We start from the raw sequence: 19,707 nt of genomic DNA on the forward strand, positions 1-19,707 counted from the left end.
GCTGACGCCAGCGCGGCGCAGGCGACAAAAATGGGCTTACATATTGGGATAGTTCGGTCCTCCGCCGCCCTCCGGCACCACCCAAACGATATTCTGGGTCGGGTCCTTGATGTCGCACGTCTTGCAGTGGACGCAATTCTGCGCGTTGATCACGAAGCGCGGATTGCCTTCTTCCTGCCCGACGATCTCGTAAACGCCTGCCGGGCAATAACGCTGCGCCGGTTCGTCATACATCGGTAAATCATAGTCGACCGGGATGTCCGGGTCCTTCAGCGTCAGGTGGACCGGCTGATCCTCCTCGTGATTGGTGTTCGACAGAAACACCGAGGACAGACGGTCGAAGGTCAGCACGCCGTCGGGCTTGGGATAATCGATCGGCTTGACCAGATCCTTGCGCCACAGGGTCGTGTGATCGGCATGGTGCTTCATCGTATAGGGCATTTTGATGCCCCAGCTTTCGAGCCACATGTTGATGCCCGACAGGATCGTGCCGAGGAATTCGCCATATTTCTCGACGAGCGGCAGGACGTTGCGGACGACCGACAGCTCCTTCTTCACCCAACTGGCATCATAGGCGTCGGGGTAAGCGGTCAACTCGTCACCCTCGCGTCCCCCCTGGACCGCCTCGAACGCGGCCTCGGCGGCCATCATCCCCGTCTTCATCGCGGTATGCGTGCCCTTGATCCGCGGCACGTTGAGAAAGCCGGCGGAGTCGCCGATCAACGCCGCGCCCGGCATCACCAGCTTGGGTACCGACTGAAAGCCGCCGTCGCTGATCGCCCGCGCGCCGTAGGACACGCGCTTGGCGCCCTTGAGGATCTCGGCGATCGCTGGATGCGTCTTCCAGCGCTGGAGTTCGTGGAACGGCGAGAGATACGGATTCGAATAATTGAGCCAGGTGACGAAGCCCAGTGCGACCTGCCCGTTCGCCTGGTGATAGAGAAAACCGCCCCCGTCCGATCCGCTCTCGCTGAGCGGCCAGCCCTGCGAGTGGATCACGCGGCCGGGGACATGGTTCTCGGGATCGATATCCCACAATTCCTTGATGCCGAGACCATAGACCTGCGGCTCGCAATCGGCGCGCAAATTGAAACGGTCGACCAATTGACGAGTCAGATGCCCGCGCGCGCCTTCTGAAAAGAACGTGTATTTGGCGTGGAGTTCGAGCCCCGGCTGGTAATCGGGCTTGTGCGAGCCGTCGCGCGCGACGCCCATATCGCCGGTGGCGACGCCCTTCACTTTGCCGTCGTCACTGTAAAGGATTTCGGCCGCGGCGAAACCGGGGAAGATTTCAACGCCGAGTTCTTCGGCCTGCCCCGCCAACCAGCGGCACAGATTGCCCAGGCTACCGGTATAGGTACCCTTGTTGTGCATGAAGCCCGGCGAGATGAACTCGGGCAGCTTGAAGCGGCGCTTTTTCGTCAGCACCCAATGCTGGTTGTCGGTGACCGGCGTCTCGGCCATCGGGCAGCCCTTGTCGCGCCAATCGGGGATCAGCTCGTCGAGACTTCGTGGGTCGACTACGGCGCCCGACAGGATGTGCGCGCCAACCTCGGAGCCCTTTTCGAGCACGCAGACCGAAATCTCCGCGCCTTTTTCGGCCGCGAGTTGCTTCAGGCGGATCGCCGCCGACAGGCCCGCCGGCCCGGCGCCGACGATCACCACGTCGTACGGCATCGACTCGCGTTCGCTCATCCCTTTTCCTCCCTTGGGACCTTTTTGAGACCAGTCATCGTAAGACGACAACGGTCCGTCGGCGAATGCGGTGCCAACGAATTGACCCCGCGGTCAAGCTGGGACTCTATGCCGGCAGCTATGGGGGCTGACCAGAATCACGATTGGCGGGCAAGTATCGCCAGTGCGCTCGAATGGTGGCGCGACGCGGGAGTCGATTGCGAGATCGACGATTTGCCGCGCGACTGGCTCGCGCGCGCGCCCGCTCCATCCGTCGTCGAGCGGCTGCCCGGGCAAGTAGCGGAAGCCGTTGCCGCGCCGCCCACGCTGCCGGCGACTTTGGACGAATTCGCCGCCTGGCGGCTTGGCCCCGCGGCGCCCGAAGCGGGCTGGCCGGGCCAGGCGCTCGGCACGCAAGGCGACGTCGCGAGTGGGCTGATGATCGTCGTCGATATGCCCGACCGAGAGGATGATGCCGCCGGCTCATTGCTGTCGGGCAATGCCGGTGCGCTGTTCGACCGCATGCTCGCCGCGATCGGCCGCGACCGACAGTCGATCTATCTCGCGGCACTCGCGGTAAAGCGTCCTCCGGCCGGCCGCGTGAGCGAGGAAATGAGCCAGAAACTCGAGGCGTTGATCCGCCATCACCTGTCGTTAGCCCGCCCTAAACGCGTACTCGCCCTAGGTAATGCGGCGAGCCGTGCCATCACGGGGCTGGATGTCGCCCATGCCCGTGGAAGTTTACGTCAGGTTAACCTTGATGGCGGGACAAGTGAGTTAGTGGTAAGCTTCCATCCTCGTTTCCTGCTGGAGAAGCCTGTCGCCAAAGCCGATGCCTGGAAGGACCTCAGAGTGTTGATGGGGGGATTTGAGTGAAAATCGCGCGTTTTCTCGTCGCTTCGGCGCTGGTGTTCGCCCCTGTGCTGCCCGCTTTTGCCGCYGGCGAGCCACCTGCATCCACGACGATGGCGCGCGGCATTCCGGCCCAACTCGATACCGATCAGCGCACCGGCTATGCTGCGGTGTTCAAGGCGATCCACGAAAAGCGCTGGGACGATGCCCAGTTGCAGCTGACCGCGATGAAGCCGGGCCCGCTCCATTCGATCGCGCTTGCCGAACTCTATACCGCCAAGGGCTCGCCCAAGGCCGAAAACGACCCGCTGGTCGCGGTGATCACCGCCGCGCCCGAACTGCCCGAGGCACCGAGCATCGCCCGTATCCTTGCCGCGCGCGGCGTGGTCGCCCCGACGCTTCCCTATCAGCAGCGCCTGATCTGGGCCAATGGCGCTTCGACTCGCGGCCGCGCCAAAGCGACCAAATACGACCTCGCCGCGGCCGAGCTCGCGCTCAAGATGCAGCCGCTGATCAAGAGCGATGACGGCCCCGGGGCCCAAGCATTGCTCGAATCGACGACCGGCCTCACGCCCGATGCCCAAATCGAGTGGCAGCAGCGCGTTGCCTGGATCTATTATCTTCGGGGCGACGACACCAATGCCCGGATGATGGCAACCAAGGCGCGCGTCGGCGCCGGCGACTGGGCAGTCCAGGGCGAATGGGTCGGCGGACTCGCCGCCTGGCGCCAGGGCGATTGCACCGAGGCGGCGCGCGCTTTCATCAACGTCGCGGCACGGGCGAGCGATGTCGAACTCCGTGCGGCCGGGCTCTATTGGGCAGCGCGCGCCGACATGAAGTGCGGCCGGCCGCAATTGGTCGAGGCACGGCTCAAGAACGCCGCCCAGCTCGATGAGACCTTTTACGGCATGCTCGCGCGCCAGCAGCTAGGCATCAAGGAAAAGCCCCCGGTTCCGGACGAGCTGATGCTCGCCGATTGGGCCAAATTGCAGAACCGTCCCAATGTCCGCGTCGCCGCCGCTCTGGTCGAGATCGGCGAGACTGGCTTGGCCGATGATGTGCTCAAGCAGCAGGCGAAGATCGGCCCCAAGGACGAATATGCCTCGCTGGTGCGCCTGACCGAGACGCTCAATCTGCCCGAAACGGTGATGTGGCTCGGCAATAATTGCCCCGAGGGAACCAAGGCGCCGACGATCGCCCGCTTCCCCGCGCCGAAATGGGCGCCAGCCGGCGGCTGGACCGTCGACAAGGCGCTGGTCTACGCCCACGCGCTCCAGGAATCGCGCTTCCGCAAGGATGTGATCAGCCCGGCGGGCGCCTATGGCCTGATGCAGATCATGCCCGCCGCCGCGGTCGACTATGCCCGCGAACGCGGCATCACCGTCGATCGCGGCGCGCTGTCGCTGCCCTCGGTCAACATGGCGGTCGGGCAGCGCACGCTCGAGCGGTTGCGCGACCAGAGCTTCACCGGCGGCTATCTGCCCAAGGTGATCGCCGCTTATAATGCAGGCCCGGTGCCGGTCATGGAATGGAACGGCATCGTCAAGGATGGCGGCGATCCCCTGCTCTATATCGAATCGATCCCTTATTGGGAAACGCGCGGCTACGTCACCACGGTGCTGCGCAATTACTGGATGTACGAGGGCAAGGACGGCCGGCTGAAATCGCCGAGCCGCGAGGCGCTGGCGCAGGGCATGTGGCCGAAATTCCCGGGCCTGTCCGGGCCGAGCGCGGTCAGGCTGACGTCCAGCCGGTAACTATCGCGTTCTAAACGCCGCGGACCTGTCGAGTCTCCTCCCCGACGGAACGGCGATCTCAGCTCCGGGCATAAATCCGCCCCGTCATCCCAGCGAAAGCTGGGGTCCCGTGGTTACGAAGCGCTCGCGCCGTCGCTTGAGATCCCAGCTTTCGCTGGGATGACGGTTTGGGGTTAGGTATCAGCGAATCAACGCGGAACGGGAGCGGCGAGTGCCGATTGATGAAAACCGGGACTTCGTACCAGTCAGGATCGCGGTCCTGACCGTTTCCGACACGCGCGGACCTGCTGACGACAAATCGGGCGACACGTTGGTCGAGCGGCTGACAAGCGCTGGCCATGTCCTCGCCGCTCGCACGATCGAGCGGGACGATCTCGACACGATCGTCGAGCGCCTCGCTCAGTGGATCCAGGATCCCGAAATCGACGTCATCCTCACTACCGGGGGCACCGGCGTGACCGGTCGCGACGTCACGCCCGAGGCAGTCGAAGCCGTCGCGGAAAAGATGATCCCCGGCTTCGGCGAACTGTTCCGTTGGCTGAGCTATCAGACGATCGGAACCTCGACGATCCAGTCGCGCGCCTGCGCCTGCGTGGCGGGCGGCACGTACATCTTCGCCCTGCCCGGCTCGACCGGCGCGGTGAAGGACGGCTGGGACCTGATCCTCAGGGACCAACTCGACAGCCGTTTCCTTCCGTGCAACTTCGTCGAACTGATGCCGCGGTTGACGGAGCGATAGCTATTTCGCCGCGGTCGGCGCCGCCGCCTTGCGACGCTCGGCGACGAACTTGACCAACTCGGCGTCGGTCGAGCCGTACCAGGCGACGTAATCCTTGAAATTGTCGTAGGTCATTTTGCCGATGGTGGAGATGTAGGCGTATTCGGACAGATCGCCGTCCGAATCGATCGCGACCTTCAGGAAACGGTGATTGGCGTTCCATTCGTTCGCCATTTCGGTGGAGAAGAACGGCTCCTTCTTGAACCAGCTGTAGAAATCAAACGAATCGCAGCCGACCTTGTTCTTGCAACCGTAAAACAGAACCTGAAAATCGTTTCCGCCGATCGCGCTCTGGATATACGGGTCGCCGTCCTTGCCGACCTTGATCTCCGCTCTGTACCCCGCCTCGCGCAACAACGCGGCGACGCCATCAACGCTGCTCACGTCGACGATCCGATCTGCTGCCAAGGCCGGCGCCGACACGGCCATGGCGGCAGCGACAGCCAAAATCTTGCCCCACATGTCAATTCCCCCTTTTGCGTGCCGCGATCCTAAGGCCCGCTCTGCTGGCCGCAAGACCGTTCAGTGCGAATCCGCCTGCATCGCGGCCAATTCGTTGCCGTTGGGATCGCGAAAGTGGAAACGGCGGCCGCCTGGAAAAGCGAAGATCGGCTGGGTGATCGTTCCGCCCGCCGCCTTCACCGCGTCCTCGGTCGCTTCGAGATCGTCGACCTGGATCACCGCCAGGGGCGCCGCGGTCCAGTCGGCGCGGTCGCCTTGCAGCCCGAGATCGGTCTGGCCGCTCATGGTCGCCGCATAGGTCGGACCGAAATCGGTGAAATCCCAGCCGAACGCGGCGGCGAAGAACGCCTTGGTGCTCGCGACGTCCTGGACCGGCAGTTCGACATAATTGAGTTTCGCCATCTCATCTCTCCATTGTTCTTGATATGTTCTACATCGTGGCGTAGACTGGGGCAATGGCAAAAGCCCGTCCGGTCCGCGGCGCGACGGTCAATCGCGAAAGTAGCCGCTTCAGCCTGCCGGAGCGTCTCGCCGATGGCGATTGGCTCGACGCGCTGGAGGAGGTGGACGGCGCCCTACCCCCCTTGCGGACCAGCGTCACGGTCGAGACCCCGCGCACGATCATCACCCGCAACCAGTCGCCCGACATAGGATTCGACCGCTCGATCAACCCGTATCGCGGCTGCGAGCATGGCTGCATCTATTGTTTCGCGCGGCCGACCCATGCCTATCTCGATTTGTCGCCGGGGCTCGACTTCGAATCCAGGCTGTTCGCCAAGCCGACCGCACCCGAACTACTCCGCGCCGAACTGATGAAGCCTGGCTATAGCTGCCGGCCGATCGCGTTCGGCACCAATACCGATCCATATCAGCCGATCGAGGCGGAGTGGAAGATCACACGCGGCTGTATCGAGGTGCTGGCGGAGACCGATCATCCGCTGACCATCACCACCAAATCCGACCGTGTGGTCCGCGACATCGACCTGCTCGCGGCCATGGCGGCGAAGGGGCTAGCGGCGGTCGCGCTGTCGGTGACCTCGCTCGACGCCAAGGTCGCGCGGACGGTCGAGCCGCGCGCGCCGCACCCCGAGCGCCGGCTGACCGCGGTGCGGCGCCTCGCCGACGCCGGCATCCCGACGATCGTGTCGATCGCGCCGGTCATCCCGGCGATCACCGATCACGAGATCGAGCATATCGTCGAACGCGCGGCCGAAAGCGGGGCGCGGACGATCAACTACCTGCCGGTCCGGCTTCCCCACGAAGTCGCGCCGCTGTTCCGCGCCTGGCTCGACACGCATTTTCCGGACCGCGCCGGCAAGGTGATGGCGATCATCAACTCGATCCGTGACGGGCGTGACAATGATCCCAATTTCTTCACGCGGATGCGTGGTTCGGGGCCATGGGCCGACCTGCTCCGCACGAGATTCCAGATCGCGATGAAAAAGCACGGGCTCAACCGCGAACGATTGAGTGTGCGGACCGACTTGTTCCACCCGCCACGCGGGCCGCAGGGGGAGTTGTTCTGATTTATCTCCCCGCCCGCTTGCGGGAGGGGAAGCGTCCTAACCCCGCCGGCTCTTCATCAGCGGCTGGATCTTGGTCCCGAAATCCTCGACCCCTTGGACGAAATCATCGAAGGTCAGCAGCACGCCGCCGGTATTGGGCACCTCAGCCATCTCGTCGAGCATCCGCGCGATGCTGGCATGGCTGCCGACCAGGGTTCCCATGTTGATGTTGACCGCGCCCTCGGGCGCGGCGAGCTGGCGGACATTGGTGGTCGTATTGTGCTTATCGGCCGCGCCCTGATCCATCAGCCAGGAAATGGCGGCGATATCGACGCCGTCATTGTACGACTTCCACTTCGCCATCGCTTCCTCGTCGGTGTCGGCGGCGATGATCATCACCAGCACAAATACCGACACGTCGCGCCCGGTCTTGGCGGTGGCGGCCGCCAGCCGGTCGTTATTGGAAGCAAACGCGGTCGGCGTATTGACGCCCTTGCCGAGACAAAAGGCATAATCCGCCCATTTGGCCGAGAAGGCGAGGCCCTCGTCCGATGAGCCGGCGCAGATGATCTTCATGTCGCCGTCGGGCTTGGGCCGGACAAGGCAATCGTCCATCTGGTAATACTCGCCCTTGAAGTCGCTCCGCCCGGTTTGCCATAGCTCGCGCAGGATGTGAGCATATTCATCGAGCATCTTGTATCGGTTACGAAAATGCTCGTCCCCCGGCCACAACCCCATCTGGCTGTACTCGGGCCGCTGCCAGCCGGTGATCAGGTTGAGCCCGAACCGCCCATGGCTGATTGAATCGATCGTGTTGCACATCCGCGCGGCGAAGGCGGGTGGAATGACGAGCGTCGGGCAGGTCGCGTAGATCTTGATCTTCTCGGTGACGGCGGCGAGCCCAGCCATCAGCGTGAAGCTCTCCAGCCCATATTCCCAGAATTCGGTCTTGCCGCCGAACCCGCGCAGCTTGATCATCGACAGCAGGAAATCGAGCCCGTGCTTTTCGGCCGATTGCGCGATCGTCTTGTTGAGGTCGAACGACGGCATGTATTGCGGCGCGTTCTCGCTGATCAGCCAGCCATTGTTGTTGATGGGCACGAAAACGCCGACCTGCATCGCATTCACTCCTATTGGGGCATCACGCCCGTCATCCAGTCGACCAGAAAACCGTTGAAATTGTCCGCATCGGTGACGTTGACCGCGTGGCCGCCATAAGCTGGCCGACCGATCCCCGACTTGGCGATTCCCATCGCCAGCGCCTCACCCGCGCGCGGCGGCACCAGCATGTCGTCCTGGCTGGCGATCACCAGCGTCCGCGTGGCGATCTCGCCAAGCCGATCGGCGATATCGAACGATCCGAGCGCGAGGATGCGCTTTTCCATCGTGTCCGTGCCGGGAAAGGTCTCCATTTGGTGCGGCAGCTCGGCGTCGATGTCTTCGTCGTGGCTCGATACCCAATCCGGGGGGTAGAGAAAGATCGGCTGGGCACGCAGATACGCCCTGGGGCCGGCCAACCGCAGCAACGCGAGCCGAATCTCGAAGCAGCGCAGAAAATGCGGATCCGGGCTGGCCCAGCCATTGACCACGACAAGACGATCGAGCCGCTCCGGCGCCTTGAGCGCGAGCGCGAGCCCGGCGACTCCGCCCGCGGCGTGGCCGATCAAATGGGTGCGATCGAGGCCCAGCGCGTCCATCAGCATCAGGATATCGTCGGCAAAATCGTCGACCGACACCCGCGCCGGCAAGGCGCGGTCGCTGCGTCCGGTGCCGCGATGGTCATAGGCGATGACCCGGAAATGCTCGGCCAGCGCGGGGATATTGGGTGCCCAATAGCTCGCCGACCCGCCCAGGCCAGAAGACAGGATCACCGGCGGGGCGTCGGGCGCGCCGTGTTCCTCATAATAGAGGCCTGCCGCTTCCGGCATCAGCGCGCTGCTCCCGTCACCCCAGCGAACGACCACTCCGTCACCCCAGCGAAAGCTGGGGTCTTGTTGTTACGGCGCGCTCGCGCCGCCGCATGAGATCCCAGCTTGCGCTGGGATGACGGAAGAAGCTGGGATGACGGGTTGGGTCCGGGCATCAGACGATATGCGCCACGCTGGCGATCTCTACCAGGCAATCGGGCTTCACCAGCTCCGCCTTGATGCAGTAGCGCGCCGGCTTGTTACCTGGAAAATACTCGGCATAAACTTGGTTGAAGACCGGATAATCGTCCAGGTCCTTCAGAAAGATGTGGTTCATCGCGATATCGGACATCGACGCACCGGCCGCCTCGAGCGTCACCTTGATCACCTCGAGCACATGCCGCGTCTGCTCCGCGGCGTCACCGACATGGAGCACAATGCCGCCCTCGCCCAACGCGAGCACGCCAGAGACGTAGACGACGTTCCCCGCCTTGGCGCCGGCCGAATAGGGCGCGATCGGGGTCGGGAATTGCTGCGGGTTGATGGGCTCGAACGCCATGACGTCAGTCCTTGCTATCTGATTGAGGAAGCTGGCCAAAACTGCCGCAGAAATCGGCTGTCGTCGAAACCCAGCCGAAGAATTTCTCGACGTTATAGACGGTAGCCTCCTGCATCATCGGCGGGCCGAGATGGTGCGTCGCGTCCTCCAGCATCACGCCGAAATATTCGAGATGGAAGCCGTCGCGCAGCGTGCTTTCGACGCAGACATTGGTGGCGATGCCGACGAACACGATGTTGCGAATGCCGCGCGCACGCAGCGTCGAATCGAGCTGCGAATTGAAGAAGGCGGAATAGCGCGTTTTGTGGAGCGTGATATCGCCCGGCTGCGGCTTGAGCGCGTCGACCAGGTCGTAATCCCAGCCGCCACGCGCCAGCAGTTGGCCGGAAAGCTCCGGCCGGGCGCGCATCGTCTTCAAGGCATTGGACTTGTGCCAATTGGGCGAACCCGGACCGCCGGCTTCCTGGTACTCGGCGTCCCAGCCATTCTGCAGGAACACCACCTGGACGCCCGCTTTGCGCGCAGTGTCGAGCACGGTAGCAATCTTACCGATCACCCCCGCCGCACCCGAAATGTCGAACCCGGCGAGATCGACATAGCCGCCCTCGCTCGCATAAGCGTTCTGCATGTCGATCACGACGACCGCGGTTTCGTGCGGGGCGAGGCGCAGCGCTTCGGGTCGGGCCGCCAGCGTCACGCCATTTTCACCAGCGGAGCCGGTCGTCACCATGTCCATTCAGCGCAGCCTGCCGCCGCGCGGGACGAAAGGCAAGTCAGGCGTCAAGCGGCTGACGTCAGGCGGTATTCCTTATATTGTTCCCTCAACACCGTTTTGAGCAATTTGCCTGTCGCGGTGTGCGGCAGATCGTCGACGAACAGGATCTCGTCCGGCAGCCACCATTTGGCGACATGCTGGGTCAGATGCTGAGTGATCTCCTGCGGAGTCACCGCGCTGCCAGGCTTGCGGACGACAAGCAGCAGCGGGCGCTCGTCCCATTTGGGGTGATAGACACCGATCGCCGCCGCTTCGCCGACGCCGGGGCAGCCTATCGCTGCGTTTTCCAGGTCGACCGAGCTGATCCACTCGCCTCCCGACTTGATCACGTCCTTCGAGCGGTCGGTGATCTGCATCGTGCCATTGGGGTGCAGCACCGCGACGTCGCCGGTATCGAACCAGCCGTCGGTGCTCGCGGCATCCTGCTCTGCCTTGAAATAGCGCTTCACCACCCAGGGCCCGCGGATCTGCAACCGGCCCGACGTCTCGCCGTCGCGCGGCAATTCCCTGTCCTCATCATCGACGATGCGCAGTTCGACCCCGAACGGGATCGATCCCTGCTTGCAGACGATGTCGAGCTGTTCGTCGCGGCTGAGGTCGTGCCAGTCCGGCCCCGGGGCGAGCGCGGTCGCGATGGGCGAGGTCTCGGTCATCCCCCAGAGGTGGAGCGGCTTGATCCCCATGTCCATGAACCGCGCCAGCATCGCGCGCGGCGCCGCCGACCCGCCAACGGTGATCTGGCGCAGGAAACGCGGTTCTTCACCGGTCGCGTCGATATGCTGGAACAGTGCCAGCCAAACGGTCGGCACACCGCTGCCGATCGTCACTTTCTCGCTGTTCATCAGTCCGCACAGCACGGCCGCGTCATTGGTCTGCGAATAGACGAATTTCGTGCCCGCCAACGCGCCGGCAAACGGCAGCCCCCAGGCCGCGGCATGGAACATCGGCACGATCGGCAGGATGACGTCCGACGCCGACAAGCCCATCACCCACGGCTCGGCGGCGTGCATTGCGTGCAGCACGGTCGAGCGATGCTCGTACAGCACGCCCTTGGGATTGCCCGTCGTGCCGCTGGTGTAGCAGATCATGCACGGCTCGCGCTCCGGGCCTTCGTGCCAGGCATAGTCGCCATCCTCGGCGTCGAGCAGCGCCTGAAAACCGTCGGGGCCGAGGTCATCGAACGCTACGTAGCGCTCGATCGAGGTCCAATGCGGCTTGAGCCGGTCAACCAGCGGCTGGAACTGTTTGTCGTAGAACAGCACGCGATCTTCGGCATGGTTGGCGATGTAGATCAGTTGCTCGTCGAACAGGCGCGGGTTGATCGTATGGATTACCCCGCCCATCCCCATCGCGCCATACCAGGACGTCAGATGATGCTCGTGGTTCATCGCCAGCGTGGCGACGCGATCGCCCGGGGGGATGCCCCATTTCTCCAGTCGCTGCGCGAGCTTGCGCGCGTTGCGATGGATGCCGGCCCAGTCGTTGCGAGTCTCGCGCCCATCGGCCCAACGCGTCACGATCTCGCGGGTCGGATGCTCGCGAGCGACATGGTCGAGCAGCCGCATCACGCGGAGCTCGAAATCCTGCATCGCACCCACCTGCATCCCACTCTCCATACTCTATGTTTGAAGAGTGTTATTCCGCCCCAAGCGGTCGAAGTCTAGGGGCCGTGTCCGCTGCCTCTAGCCAACCAATGCAAGCCGTTGCGGCGGCGCGATTGCGACCTCGGCCGATCGCACTCCCGGTAGCGTGGCAATGCGGTCGGCAAGTTCGGGATCGAGCAGGAAATCGCGCCCGATCAGGATCGTTGCCGTTCCGCCCGCCGGCAGCGGAACAACGAGGCGTGCTTCGCCGCGCGCGCCGCGTGCCTCTGACAATAATGCACCGATCGCCGGGATCGCGACCGCATCCTCGATCTCGATATCGAGATTCATCCGCGTCGCGCTGGCCAGTTCGTCGAACGGCTGGATACGCTTGACCGTTACCCGCGGCTGTTCTTCGCCCGCGCGGCGGTCGAGCTCGACCGTGATCAACCCGCAACCGCCGTTGCGCGCCGCCTCCTCCAAGTCGACCGCGACCGAATCGTCGAAACAGGTCGCGACGAACTGGCCCGATGGGTCGGACAAGGTCGCCATCAGATAGCGCCGCCCTTTGGCCGACGTCCGCCAGCGCGTATCCTCGACCATCGCCGCCATCACCGCACCGGCGCGACCGCTCTCGGGGATCTGCAGGTCGCCGAGATCGGCATAGCGTCGCGCACCGTGCATCCGTGCGAGCTGCGTGAAGCGATCGACCGGATGCGCCGAGAAATAGAAGCCGAACGCTTCTTTCTCCTGCTCCATCCGCTCGGCCAGGCTCCATCGCGCCGACTGCGGCAACTTGATATGCGTACCCGACGCCTCGCTCTCGCCGAACAGACCACCCTGGCCGCTATTCTTCTGGTCATGGACCCGCGCCGCGGTCGCCAGGATGGTTTCGGCGCAGGCGTAGATACCGGCGCGGTTGGGGTCGATCGTATCGAACGCTCCTGCCGCCGCCAGTGTTTCAAGCTGGCGCTTGTTGAGCAGGCGCGGGTCGACGCGATGGGCAAAGGCGTCGAGGCTGTCGAACGGCCCGGACGCGTCACGTTCCTCGACCAGTTTCTCCATCGCGCCTTCGCCGACCGATTTGAGTCCGGCCAGGGCGTAGCGGACGGCAAGCTGTTCCGTCTCCCCCTCGGAAGCAGAGCCGATTACCTCGACGTCGAACTCCGCCAGACTGCGGTTCACATCCGGCGGCAGGATGGCCACGTCCAATCGCCGCATATCGTCGACGAAGATCGCGAGCTTATCCGTCAGGTGGATGTCGTAGCACATCGACGCGGCATAGAATTCGTGCGGATGATGCGCCTTCAGCCAGGCGGTCTGGTAGGCGAGCAGCGCATAGGCTGCGGCGTGCGACTTGTTGAAGCCATAGCCGGCGAACTTGTCGATCAAGTCGAACAGCTCGTTGGCCTTGGCAGCATCGATCTTGTTGTGGGTCGCGCAGCCCTCGACGAAAGTAGCGCGCTGCGCGTCCATCTCGGCCTGGTTCTTCTTGCCCATCGCGCGGCGCAGCAGGTCGGCGCCGCCGAGCGAATAGCCGGCCAGCACCTGGGCGGCCTGCATCACCTGTTCCTGATAGACGAAAATGCCGTAGGTCTCGGCCAGGATCGGCTCGAGCAGCGGATGCGGATACGTGATCGGTTCCTGCCCGTTCTTGCGCCGGCCGAACGACGGGATGTTGTCCATCGGGCCCGGGCGATAGAGCGAGACGAGCGCGATGATGTCGCCGAAATTCGACGGCCGCACGGCGCTCAGCGTGCGCCGCATGCCTTCCGATTCCAGCTGGAACACACCGACCGTGTCGCCCTTCTGGAGCAATTTGTAGACGCCCTCATCGTCCCAGGTCAGCGCATCGAGGTCGCAGGCGATGCCGCGCTTGGCGAGCAGTTCGACCGCCTTCTTGAGCACCGACAACGTCTTCAAGCCGAGAAAGTCGAACTTCACCAGGCCTGCGCCTTCGACATATTTCATGTCGAATTGGGTGACCGGCATGTCCGATCGCGGATCGCGATAGAGCGGGACGAGATCGGCAAGCGGACGGTCGCCGATCACCACGCCAGCGGCGTGGGTAGAGCTGTGGCGCGGCAGCCCTTCGAGCTTCATCGCCAGGTCGAACAGATGGCGGACGTCCTTGTCGCCGCGATATTCGGCCGCGAGTTCGCTGACGCCGTTGAGCGCACGATCGAGCGTCCAGGGATCGGTCGGCAGATTGGGAACGAGCTTGGCGAGGCGGTCGACCTGGCCATAGCTCATCTGCAGCACGCGGCCGGTATCCTTGAGCACCGCGCGCGCCTTCATCGTCCCGAAGGTGATGATCTGCGCGACCTGATCGCGGCCATACTTCGCCTGGACGTAGCGGATCACTTCGCCACGCCGGGTTTCGCAGAAGTCGATGTCGAAGTCGGGCATCGACACGCGTTCCGGGTTGAGGAAGCGTTCGAATAGCAGCCCGAGCTTGATCGGATCGAGATCGGTGATGGTCAGCGCCCAGGCGACCACCGAGCCGGCGCCCGACCCGCGGCCAGGCCCGACCGGGATATCGTGCGCCTTCGCCCATTGGATGAAGTCGGCGACGATCAGAAAATAGCCTGGGAACCCCATCTGGATGATGACGTCGAGCTCGAATTCGAGCCGGTCGCGATAGGGCTGTTGCCAATCGCCTTCGCCCGCATTGCCGAGCTCGACGATGCGATCGAGCCGCTTCTGCAAGCCCTCTCGCGCCGCCTCACGCAGCGCCTGCGATTCGCCCTCACGATCGCCGGCCAGGCTAGGCAGAATAGGCTTGCGCTTCGGCGCCGCCACCGCGCAGCGCTGGGCCACGACCAAGGTATTGGCGATCGCCTCGGGCAGATCGGCGAACAAGGCGCGCATGTCCTTGGCGGGCTTCATCCACGCATCGGGCGAGCTCTTGGGCCGGTCGTCGCTGGCGACGTAGGAAGAATTGGCGATGCACAGCATCGCGTCATGCGCTTCGAGGAATTCCTCATCGGCGAAACAGCACGGATTGGTCGCGACGATCGGCAAATTGCGCGCATAGGCCAATTCGAGCAATTCGGCTTCGGCCTTGGCCTCGACTGGATCGAAGCGCCGCGCGATCTCGATATAGAGCCGGTCGCCGAAAATCGCCTGCAGCCGGTCGACATAGGCATTGGCGCCGTCGGGTTGATCCTCGGCGAACAACCGGGCGACCCCGCCCTCGCCGCCAGCGGTCAGCGCAATCAGCCCCGCCGAATTGGCTTCGAGCGTGGCGAGATCGACATGCGGATCGAGGTCGAGCGGGCGACCGAGATGCGCCTCGCTGACCAGCCGGCAGAGATTGAGATAGCCGGCCTCATCCTGCGCATAGAGCGCGATCCAGTCGGTCTGCACCGCCTGGCCCTCGGGCAGATCGGGTCGTGCCACCCCCAGCATCGTGCCGATGATCGGCTGCACCCCGGCATCGGCAGCCGCGCCCGAGAACGACATCGCCGCGAACAGCCCGTTTCGGTCGGTCACCGCGGCGGCAGGGAAGCCCAGCTCGCGCGCGCGCTTGGCGATCGCCTTCGGCTCGATCGCGCCGTCGAGCATCGTGTAGGACGAAAAAATCCGGAGGGGCACGAAGCCGGAATGGGGCATGGTGCCAACCTAAGTCGCTCGCCCCGCCTTGGCCACCCCGGCGGCGAGCTTACCCACAACTTTCGACGGTACGCGCGTTCAAAGCAGCTTTTCGATATCCGCCGCGATCTCTTCGGGCTTGGTCGTCGGCGCATAGCGTTCGACCACCTGGCCGTCGCGGCCGACCAGGAACTTGGTGAAGTTCCATTTGATGCCCTCGGTACCTAGGAACCCCGGCGCCTGCTTCTTGAGTTCGCCGTAAAGCGGATCGGCGCCCGAGCCGTTGACGTCGATCTTGGCGAAGACCGGGAAGGTCACGTCGTAGGTCAGCGAACAGAAGTTCGCGATTTCCTCGGCATTGCCCGGCTCCTGCGCGCCGAACTGGTTGCAGGGGAAACCCAGCACCTCGAACCCGCGATCGGCATATTTGCGATGCAGCGCCTCCAACCCTTCATATTGCGGCGTGAAGCCGCATTTCGAGGCGACGTTGACGACCAGCAGGACCTTGCCGGCATAGGCCGAGAGGTCGGCGTCGCTACCATCCGCCGCCTTGACGTGAAACTCGGTGATCGCGGTCATGCGCCCTTCCCCTCATAACGGGCCATCAAGGCGGCGATATTGCGCTTCACCCCCGGCCATTCGTGTTCGAGGATCGAATAGAGCACGCTGTCGCGATAATGGCCATCGTTGAGGATGAGATGGCCGCGTATCACCCCGTCCATCCGCGCGCCCAGCCGCTCGATCGCCGCGCGCGATTGGCGATTGAGGAAATCGGTGCGGATCTGGACGCAAAAGCAGCCGAGCGCCTCGAACGCGTGGGTCAGCAGCAGCATCTTCGCCTCGGTGTTGAGCCCGGTGCGCTGAACGCGCGTGGCATAGACCGTGCCGCCGATCTCGACCCGGCGGTGCTGCTTCGCCATGCGCAGGAAGCGCGTGACGCCGGCGATCTCTCCGGCGGCATCGCGGACAGTGAACGGCATCGCGCGCCCGGCCTCGAACTCGCGTTCGAGCCGTTGGTACCAAGCCTCGACCGTGGACGAATTGGGTATGGTGGTGTGAAAGGCGCCCTCCAGGCCAGAGGCGAACGCCGCGAGGATGCCCTCGCGATCGCCACGCGTCAGCGGCGAGAGCGTGACGTGTCGGCCGTTCAGCGTCGGAATCGTCCGCCAGGGATCGCTCATCACTTTCCGCTACCGGCTGAAGTCGCGGGATCGCGGCGGTCGATCGGTCTCGCCATGCGCCCTTTGACCTTCGACCAGGCGATATAGTCGATCACGCCCAACACCTGCTCGATCGGCACCATCCCGACCCCCATTTCATCGACAGGTGCTCGGCTGTCGGCTGCCTGATCGCGGTTATCGCCCAGCACGAACAGCGTGCCGGGCGGAACCTTGGCGGCGGGCATATCGTCGAACGGACCCGGGATCGTCATCCTGATAACGCGATGCGAGCCGCGTTCACCCGGCAGCCGCTCGGCATAGAGCAGGCTCCGAGTATTCCCGTCTAACGTCGGACCGGCCCCAAGCTCGCGCCGCCGGGCGGCCACGCCATTGATCCAGGGAAAGCCGCCGCGCATTTCGATCGTATCCCCGCCCACGGCGGCTACGCGGGCGACGCGCACCTCGTCCGGCGTGCGCCGATAGACGATCACCTCGCCCCGTGTCGGCTCGCCCGGTTGGCGACGGCGCGGCAGAACCCGATCACCCGGGATGAGGTTCGGCATCATGCTTTGCGATGGGATCGAATAATAGCGCCCGGTGCGCTGACCGTCGAACATTAGACCAACCACCGGCCAGCACAGGTAGAGCAATGCTCCGATGACGAGCGATCCGATGACGAACAATCCCGCGACGATCCGCATCTGGCGGCGCGCGGAAGCATTCATTGAAGGTGCCCTTCGTGCAGGCGCAGGACGCGGTCCATCCGCGCGGCCAGCCGCTCGTTATGAGTCGCTACCACGGCCGCCGACCCTTCCTGCCGCACCAGCCGCAGGAATTCGCCGAACACGATCTCCGCGGTCGCCTCGTCGAGATTGCCGGTGGGCTCGTCGGCGAGGATCAAGGCGGGCCGGTTGGCCAGCGCGCGGGCGACCGCGACGCGTTGCTGCTCGCCGCCCGACAATTGGCTCGGCCGATGCGTCAGGCGATGCCCCAGGCCGAGCGTCGTCAACAGGTCGGCCGCGCGAGCGTCGGCATCTGCGCGCGAGGCCCCCTTCACCAATTGCGGCAGCACGACATTCTCGATCGCGTTGAAATCGGGCAGCAAGTGATGGAATTGATAGATGAAGCCCAGCATGTCGCGGCGCGTCGCGGTACGCTCCGAACTGCTCATCTGCGCCGCTTCGGTGCCGGTGATGCGGATCGACCCGCCGAACCCGCCTTCGAGCAGGCCGACTGCCTGGAGCAAGGTCGATTTGCCCGAGCCCGAGGGGCCGAGCAGCGCGACGATCTCACCGGGCGCGATCGACAAGTTCACCCCGCGCAGGACGTGGATCGTCTCCCCGCCTTGCTCGAAGCTGCGGGTCAGGCCGGTGGTGGCGAGGACGGCGTCACTCATAGCGAAGCACCTGGACTGGGTCGGTGCTGGCGGCGCGCGACGCCGGGTACAGCGTCGCGAGGAAGGTCAGCAGCAAGGTGATCGCGACGACCATCGCGATCTCGATCGGATTGGGCTTGGATGGCAGTTCGGTCAGGAAGCGGATCGAGGGATCCCATAGATTCTGCCCCGACACTTTTTGCACGAAGTCGACGATCGGCTGGCGGAAATAAAGCAGGACGAATCCCAGGATCAGCCCCGCGATCGTGCCGAGAATACCGATCGTCGTGCCGACAGTGATGAAGATCCTGACCATCGCGGCGCGCGGCGCGCCCATCGTCCTGAGAATCGCGATGTCGCGCGTCTTGGCGCGGACCAGCATGATCAGCGATGACGCGATGTTGAACGCCGCGACCAGGATGATGATGCACAGGATCACGAACATCGACACTTGCTCGATCGCCAGCGCCTCGAACAATTGCGCGTTCATCTGGCGCCAATCGCTTACGGCGGCGGTCTGGCCAAGCGACGCGCGCAGCGGCGCCAGGATCGGCCCGACCTGATCGGCGTCCCTGGTGTTGACCTCGATCATCCCCACCGTGTCGGGATCAAGCAGCAGCAGGGTCTGCGCCTCCTCCATCGGCATGACGACATAGACCTTGTCGTAATCGTAGACGCCGATCTCGAAGATTGCGCCGACCGTATAGGACACCATCCGCGGCACGGTGCCGAACGGGGTCGATTGTCCCATCGGGCTCCAGATCGTGACCTGACTGCCGATATCGACGCCAAGCGTTTCGGCCAGGCGCGATCCGATCGCGATCCGGTTGCTGCCGGCGGTCACGCTGTTGAGGTCGCCGGCGACGACATGACCGGCAATCGTCGGATTGCCGCGGATATCGGGCACAGTCAGCCCGCGCAGGCTGATCGGCTCGGCGCGACCATTGTTGGTCATCATCAACGGCTGTTCGATCATCGGCACCGCGCTGGTGACGCCTGGCGTCGCCTTGGCGCGTGCAAGCAATTGCCGCCAGTCGTTGAGCGGACGGCCGCCATAGCCCTGGATCACGGCATGGCCGTTCAGTCCGACGATCTTGTCGAACAATTCGGCGCGAAAGCCGTTCATGACGCTCATCACGATGACCAAAGCGGCGACGCCCAGCATCACCGCGCCTAGGCTGAACCCGGCGACGAGAACGATGAAGCGCTCGCCTTTGCCGGGCAACAGATAGCGCCCGGCAATCATGCGTTCGTAGCTCGACAGGAGAATCAATCAGGCCTCGCGATCCGCCCCCGGAATGTCGGGTGCTTAGGGTCTGTACTCAATAGCGGCGGGGATCGAGATTGCGTTGTGGAGCCCGTCGGCGAGGAGCGCAGCGCAGTCGCGTAGCTTGAGCTACGCGCAAGCAAGCGACGACGTCCGGCGGGCTCCACAACGCAACCTCATCGGGGCGGGCGGATTTTGTCGCGTGGAGGGCGTCGCTCGTCGGTCACGATGCATAATGCATCGCTCCCTCCTCGCTCCTACCCACGCGACAAAATCCGCTCCGTCTCGACCCCGTCGCTATTGAGTACAGACCCTAAGGCGTATCGCGATTACAGGCAACCAAGGCGGTGCTGTGGCGGATTCGACACATGCGCGCCGCAATCGTGCGGCGACCCGTTGTTTGGCGATGACAAGACACCAGTCGCCGCTTAGCAGTTTGCTTCGCGAAACGCAGGTCAA

At 64.1% G+C, this 19,707-nt stretch carries 18 protein-coding genes; 4 read left to right on the forward strand and 14 right to left on the reverse strand.

Annotation, left to right across the window (positions count from 1 at the left end; all coding sequences use genetic code 11):
- Positions 1–36: 36 nt before the first annotated feature.
- Positions 37–1,695: an electron transfer flavoprotein-ubiquinone oxidoreductase gene (locus tag AC1DQQ_RS13380; protein ID WP_478030186.1), complete on the reverse strand. Its 1,659-nt coding sequence runs from the start codon at positions 1,693–1,695 to the stop codon at positions 37–39.
- A 120-nt stretch (positions 1,696–1,815) separates the two neighbouring features.
- Between AC1DQQ_RS13380 and AC1DQQ_RS13385 the strand changes: the two genes are divergently transcribed.
- The 3 genes from AC1DQQ_RS13385 (at position 1,816) to moaB (ending at position 5,022) form a co-directional block, all read left to right on the forward strand.
- The gene (locus AC1DQQ_RS13385) at positions 1,816–2,550 is read left to right on the forward strand and encodes a uracil-DNA glycosylase (RefSeq protein ID WP_478030188.1); all 735 of its coding nucleotides are present in this window, start codon (positions 1,816–1,818) and stop codon (positions 2,548–2,550) included.
- The gene (locus AC1DQQ_RS13390) at positions 2,547–4,283 is read left to right on the forward strand and encodes a lytic transglycosylase domain-containing protein (RefSeq protein WP_478045455.1); all 1,737 of its coding nucleotides are present in this window, start codon (positions 2,547–2,549) and stop codon (positions 4,281–4,283) included. Before AC1DQQ_RS13385 ends, AC1DQQ_RS13390 begins: the two co-directional genes overlap by 4 nt.
- A gap of 211 nt (positions 4,284–4,494) precedes the next feature.
- Entirely contained in the window at positions 4,495–5,022 is a 528-nt protein-coding gene (gene moaB / locus AC1DQQ_RS13395) for a molybdenum cofactor biosynthesis protein B (protein WP_478040954.1), read from the forward strand.
- Here the strand turns inward: moaB and AC1DQQ_RS13400 are convergent, their stop codons facing one another.
- Positions 5,023–5,523, reverse strand: a complete 501-nt coding sequence (locus tag AC1DQQ_RS13400; RefSeq protein ID WP_478030192.1) for a YbjN domain-containing protein — start codon at positions 5,521–5,523, stop codon at positions 5,023–5,025.
- Positions 5,524–5,583: 60 nt separating this feature from the next.
- Positions 5,584–5,925 carry a VOC family protein gene (locus AC1DQQ_RS13405; RefSeq protein ID WP_478030194.1) on the reverse strand — a complete coding sequence of 114 codons (342 nt, stop codon included), beginning with the start codon at positions 5,923–5,925 and terminating at the stop codon, positions 5,584–5,586.
- A 53-nt stretch (positions 5,926–5,978) separates the two neighbouring features.
- On the opposite strand from AC1DQQ_RS13405, the gene AC1DQQ_RS13410 reads away from it, so the two are divergent.
- Positions 5,979–7,049 (forward strand): PA0069 family radical SAM protein, encoded by a 1,071-nt coding sequence (locus tag AC1DQQ_RS13410; RefSeq protein ID WP_478030195.1) that lies wholly within the window; start codon positions 5,979–5,981, stop codon positions 7,047–7,049.
- A 36-nt stretch (positions 7,050–7,085) separates the two neighbouring features.
- Here AC1DQQ_RS13410 and rutA read toward each other — a convergent pair whose 3' ends face one another.
- The 11 genes from rutA to AC1DQQ_RS13465 all read right to left on the reverse strand — a co-directional run bounded on the left by rutA (position 7,086) and on the right by AC1DQQ_RS13465 (position 19,251).
- Positions 7,086–8,147, reverse strand: a complete 1,062-nt coding sequence (gene rutA, locus AC1DQQ_RS13415) for a pyrimidine utilization protein A (RefSeq protein WP_478030197.1) — start codon at positions 8,145–8,147, stop codon at positions 7,086–7,088.
- An 11-nt stretch (positions 8,148–8,158) separates the two neighbouring features.
- Positions 8,159–8,956 carry a pyrimidine utilization protein D gene (rutD, locus tag AC1DQQ_RS13420; RefSeq protein WP_478045456.1) on the reverse strand — a complete coding sequence of 266 codons (798 nt, stop codon included), beginning with the start codon at positions 8,954–8,956 and terminating at the stop codon, positions 8,159–8,161.
- A 154-nt stretch (positions 8,957–9,110) separates the two neighbouring features.
- Positions 9,111–9,494 carry a pyrimidine utilization protein C gene (gene rutC / locus AC1DQQ_RS13425; RefSeq protein WP_478030199.1) on the reverse strand — a complete coding sequence of 128 codons (384 nt, stop codon included), beginning with the start codon at positions 9,492–9,494 and terminating at the stop codon, positions 9,111–9,113.
- Positions 9,495–9,498: 4 nt separating this feature from the next.
- Positions 9,499–10,230 carry a pyrimidine utilization protein B gene (gene rutB / locus AC1DQQ_RS13430; RefSeq protein WP_478045457.1) on the reverse strand — a complete coding sequence of 244 codons (732 nt, stop codon included), beginning with the start codon at positions 10,228–10,230 and terminating at the stop codon, positions 9,499–9,501.
- Positions 10,231–10,274: 44 nt separating this feature from the next.
- Positions 10,275–11,873 (reverse strand): long-chain fatty acid--CoA ligase, encoded by a 1,599-nt coding sequence (locus AC1DQQ_RS13435; protein WP_478045458.1) that lies wholly within the window; start codon positions 11,871–11,873, stop codon positions 10,275–10,277.
- 78 nt (positions 11,874–11,951) lie between these two features.
- Positions 11,952–15,467: a DNA polymerase III subunit alpha gene (gene dnaE / locus AC1DQQ_RS13440; RefSeq protein ID WP_478045459.1), complete on the reverse strand. Its 3,516-nt coding sequence runs from the start codon at positions 15,465–15,467 to the stop codon at positions 11,952–11,954.
- A 78-nt stretch (positions 15,468–15,545) separates the two neighbouring features.
- Positions 15,546–16,025 (reverse strand): glutathione peroxidase, encoded by a 480-nt coding sequence (locus tag AC1DQQ_RS13445; RefSeq protein ID WP_478030206.1) that lies wholly within the window; start codon positions 16,023–16,025, stop codon positions 15,546–15,548.
- Complete coding sequence (locus AC1DQQ_RS13450) at positions 16,022–16,627, reverse strand: GNAT family N-acetyltransferase (RefSeq protein ID WP_478045460.1); 606 nt, start codon at positions 16,625–16,627, stop codon at positions 16,022–16,024. The genes AC1DQQ_RS13445 and AC1DQQ_RS13450 overlap by 4 nt, the downstream gene beginning before the upstream one ends.
- Positions 16,627–17,331, reverse strand: a complete 705-nt coding sequence (lepB, locus tag AC1DQQ_RS13455) for a signal peptidase I (RefSeq protein WP_478030208.1) — start codon at positions 17,329–17,331, stop codon at positions 16,627–16,629. The genes AC1DQQ_RS13450 and lepB overlap by 1 nt, the downstream gene beginning before the upstream one ends.
- Positions 17,328–18,002: an ABC transporter ATP-binding protein gene (locus AC1DQQ_RS13460; protein WP_478030209.1), complete on the reverse strand. Its 675-nt coding sequence runs from the start codon at positions 18,000–18,002 to the stop codon at positions 17,328–17,330. Before AC1DQQ_RS13460 ends, lepB begins: the two co-directional genes overlap by 4 nt.
- Positions 17,995–19,251 (reverse strand): lipoprotein-releasing ABC transporter permease subunit, encoded by a 1,257-nt coding sequence (locus AC1DQQ_RS13465; RefSeq protein WP_478030474.1) that lies wholly within the window; start codon positions 19,249–19,251, stop codon positions 17,995–17,997. The genes AC1DQQ_RS13460 and AC1DQQ_RS13465 overlap by 8 nt, the downstream gene beginning before the upstream one ends.
- Positions 19,252–19,707 lie beyond the last annotated feature (456 nt).

This window comes from Sphingomonas sp. P4_G3 (assembly GCF_056401105.1).

What these genes read in the sequence shown, in the direction of transcription:
- AC1DQQ_RS13435 (WP_478045458.1), bottom strand. Translation starts at nt 11,873, where the DNA reads ATGCAGGTGGGTGCGATGCAGGATTTCGAGCTCCGCGTGATGCGGCTG.
- AC1DQQ_RS13460 (WP_478030209.1), bottom strand. Translation starts at nt 18,002, where the DNA reads ATGAGTGACGCCGTCCTCGCCACCACCGGCCTGACCCGCAGCTTCGAG.
- rutB (WP_478045457.1), bottom strand. Translation starts at nt 10,230, where the DNA reads ATGGACATGGTGACGACCGGCTCCGCTGGTGAAAATGGCGTGACGCTG.
- rutA (WP_478030197.1), bottom strand. Translation starts at nt 8,147, where the DNA reads ATGCAGGTCGGCGTTTTCGTGCCCATCAACAACAATGGCTGGCTGATC.
- dnaE (WP_478045459.1), bottom strand. Translation starts at nt 15,467, where the DNA reads ATGCCCCATTCCGGCTTCGTGCCCCTCCGGATTTTTTCGTCCTACACG.
- AC1DQQ_RS13410 (WP_478030195.1), top strand. Translation starts at nt 5,979, where the DNA reads ATGGCAAAAGCCCGTCCGGTCCGCGGCGCGACGGTCAATCGCGAAAGT.
- lepB (WP_478030208.1), bottom strand. Translation starts at nt 17,331, where the DNA reads ATGAATGCTTCCGCGCGCCGCCAGATGCGGATCGTCGCGGGATTGTTC.
- AC1DQQ_RS13445 (WP_478030206.1), bottom strand. Translation starts at nt 16,025, where the DNA reads ATGACCGCGATCACCGAGTTTCACGTCAAGGCGGCGGATGGTAGCGAC.
- AC1DQQ_RS13380 (WP_478030186.1), bottom strand. Translation starts at nt 1,695, where the DNA reads ATGAGCGAACGCGAGTCGATGCCGTACGACGTGGTGATCGTCGGCGCC.
- rutC (WP_478030199.1), bottom strand. Translation starts at nt 9,494, where the DNA reads ATGGCGTTCGAGCCCATCAACCCGCAGCAATTCCCGACCCCGATCGCG.
- rutD (WP_478045456.1), bottom strand. Translation starts at nt 8,956, where the DNA reads ATGCCGGAAGCGGCAGGCCTCTATTATGAGGAACACGGCGCGCCCGAC.
- AC1DQQ_RS13400 (WP_478030192.1), bottom strand. Translation starts at nt 5,523, where the DNA reads ATGTGGGGCAAGATTTTGGCTGTCGCTGCCGCCATGGCCGTGTCGGCG.
- AC1DQQ_RS13385 (WP_478030188.1), top strand. Translation starts at nt 1,816, where the DNA reads ATGGGGGCTGACCAGAATCACGATTGGCGGGCAAGTATCGCCAGTGCG.
- AC1DQQ_RS13405 (WP_478030194.1), bottom strand. Translation starts at nt 5,925, where the DNA reads ATGGCGAAACTCAATTATGTCGAACTGCCGGTCCAGGACGTCGCGAGC.
- AC1DQQ_RS13450 (WP_478045460.1), bottom strand. Translation starts at nt 16,627, where the DNA reads ATGAGCGATCCCTGGCGGACGATTCCGACGCTGAACGGCCGACACGTC.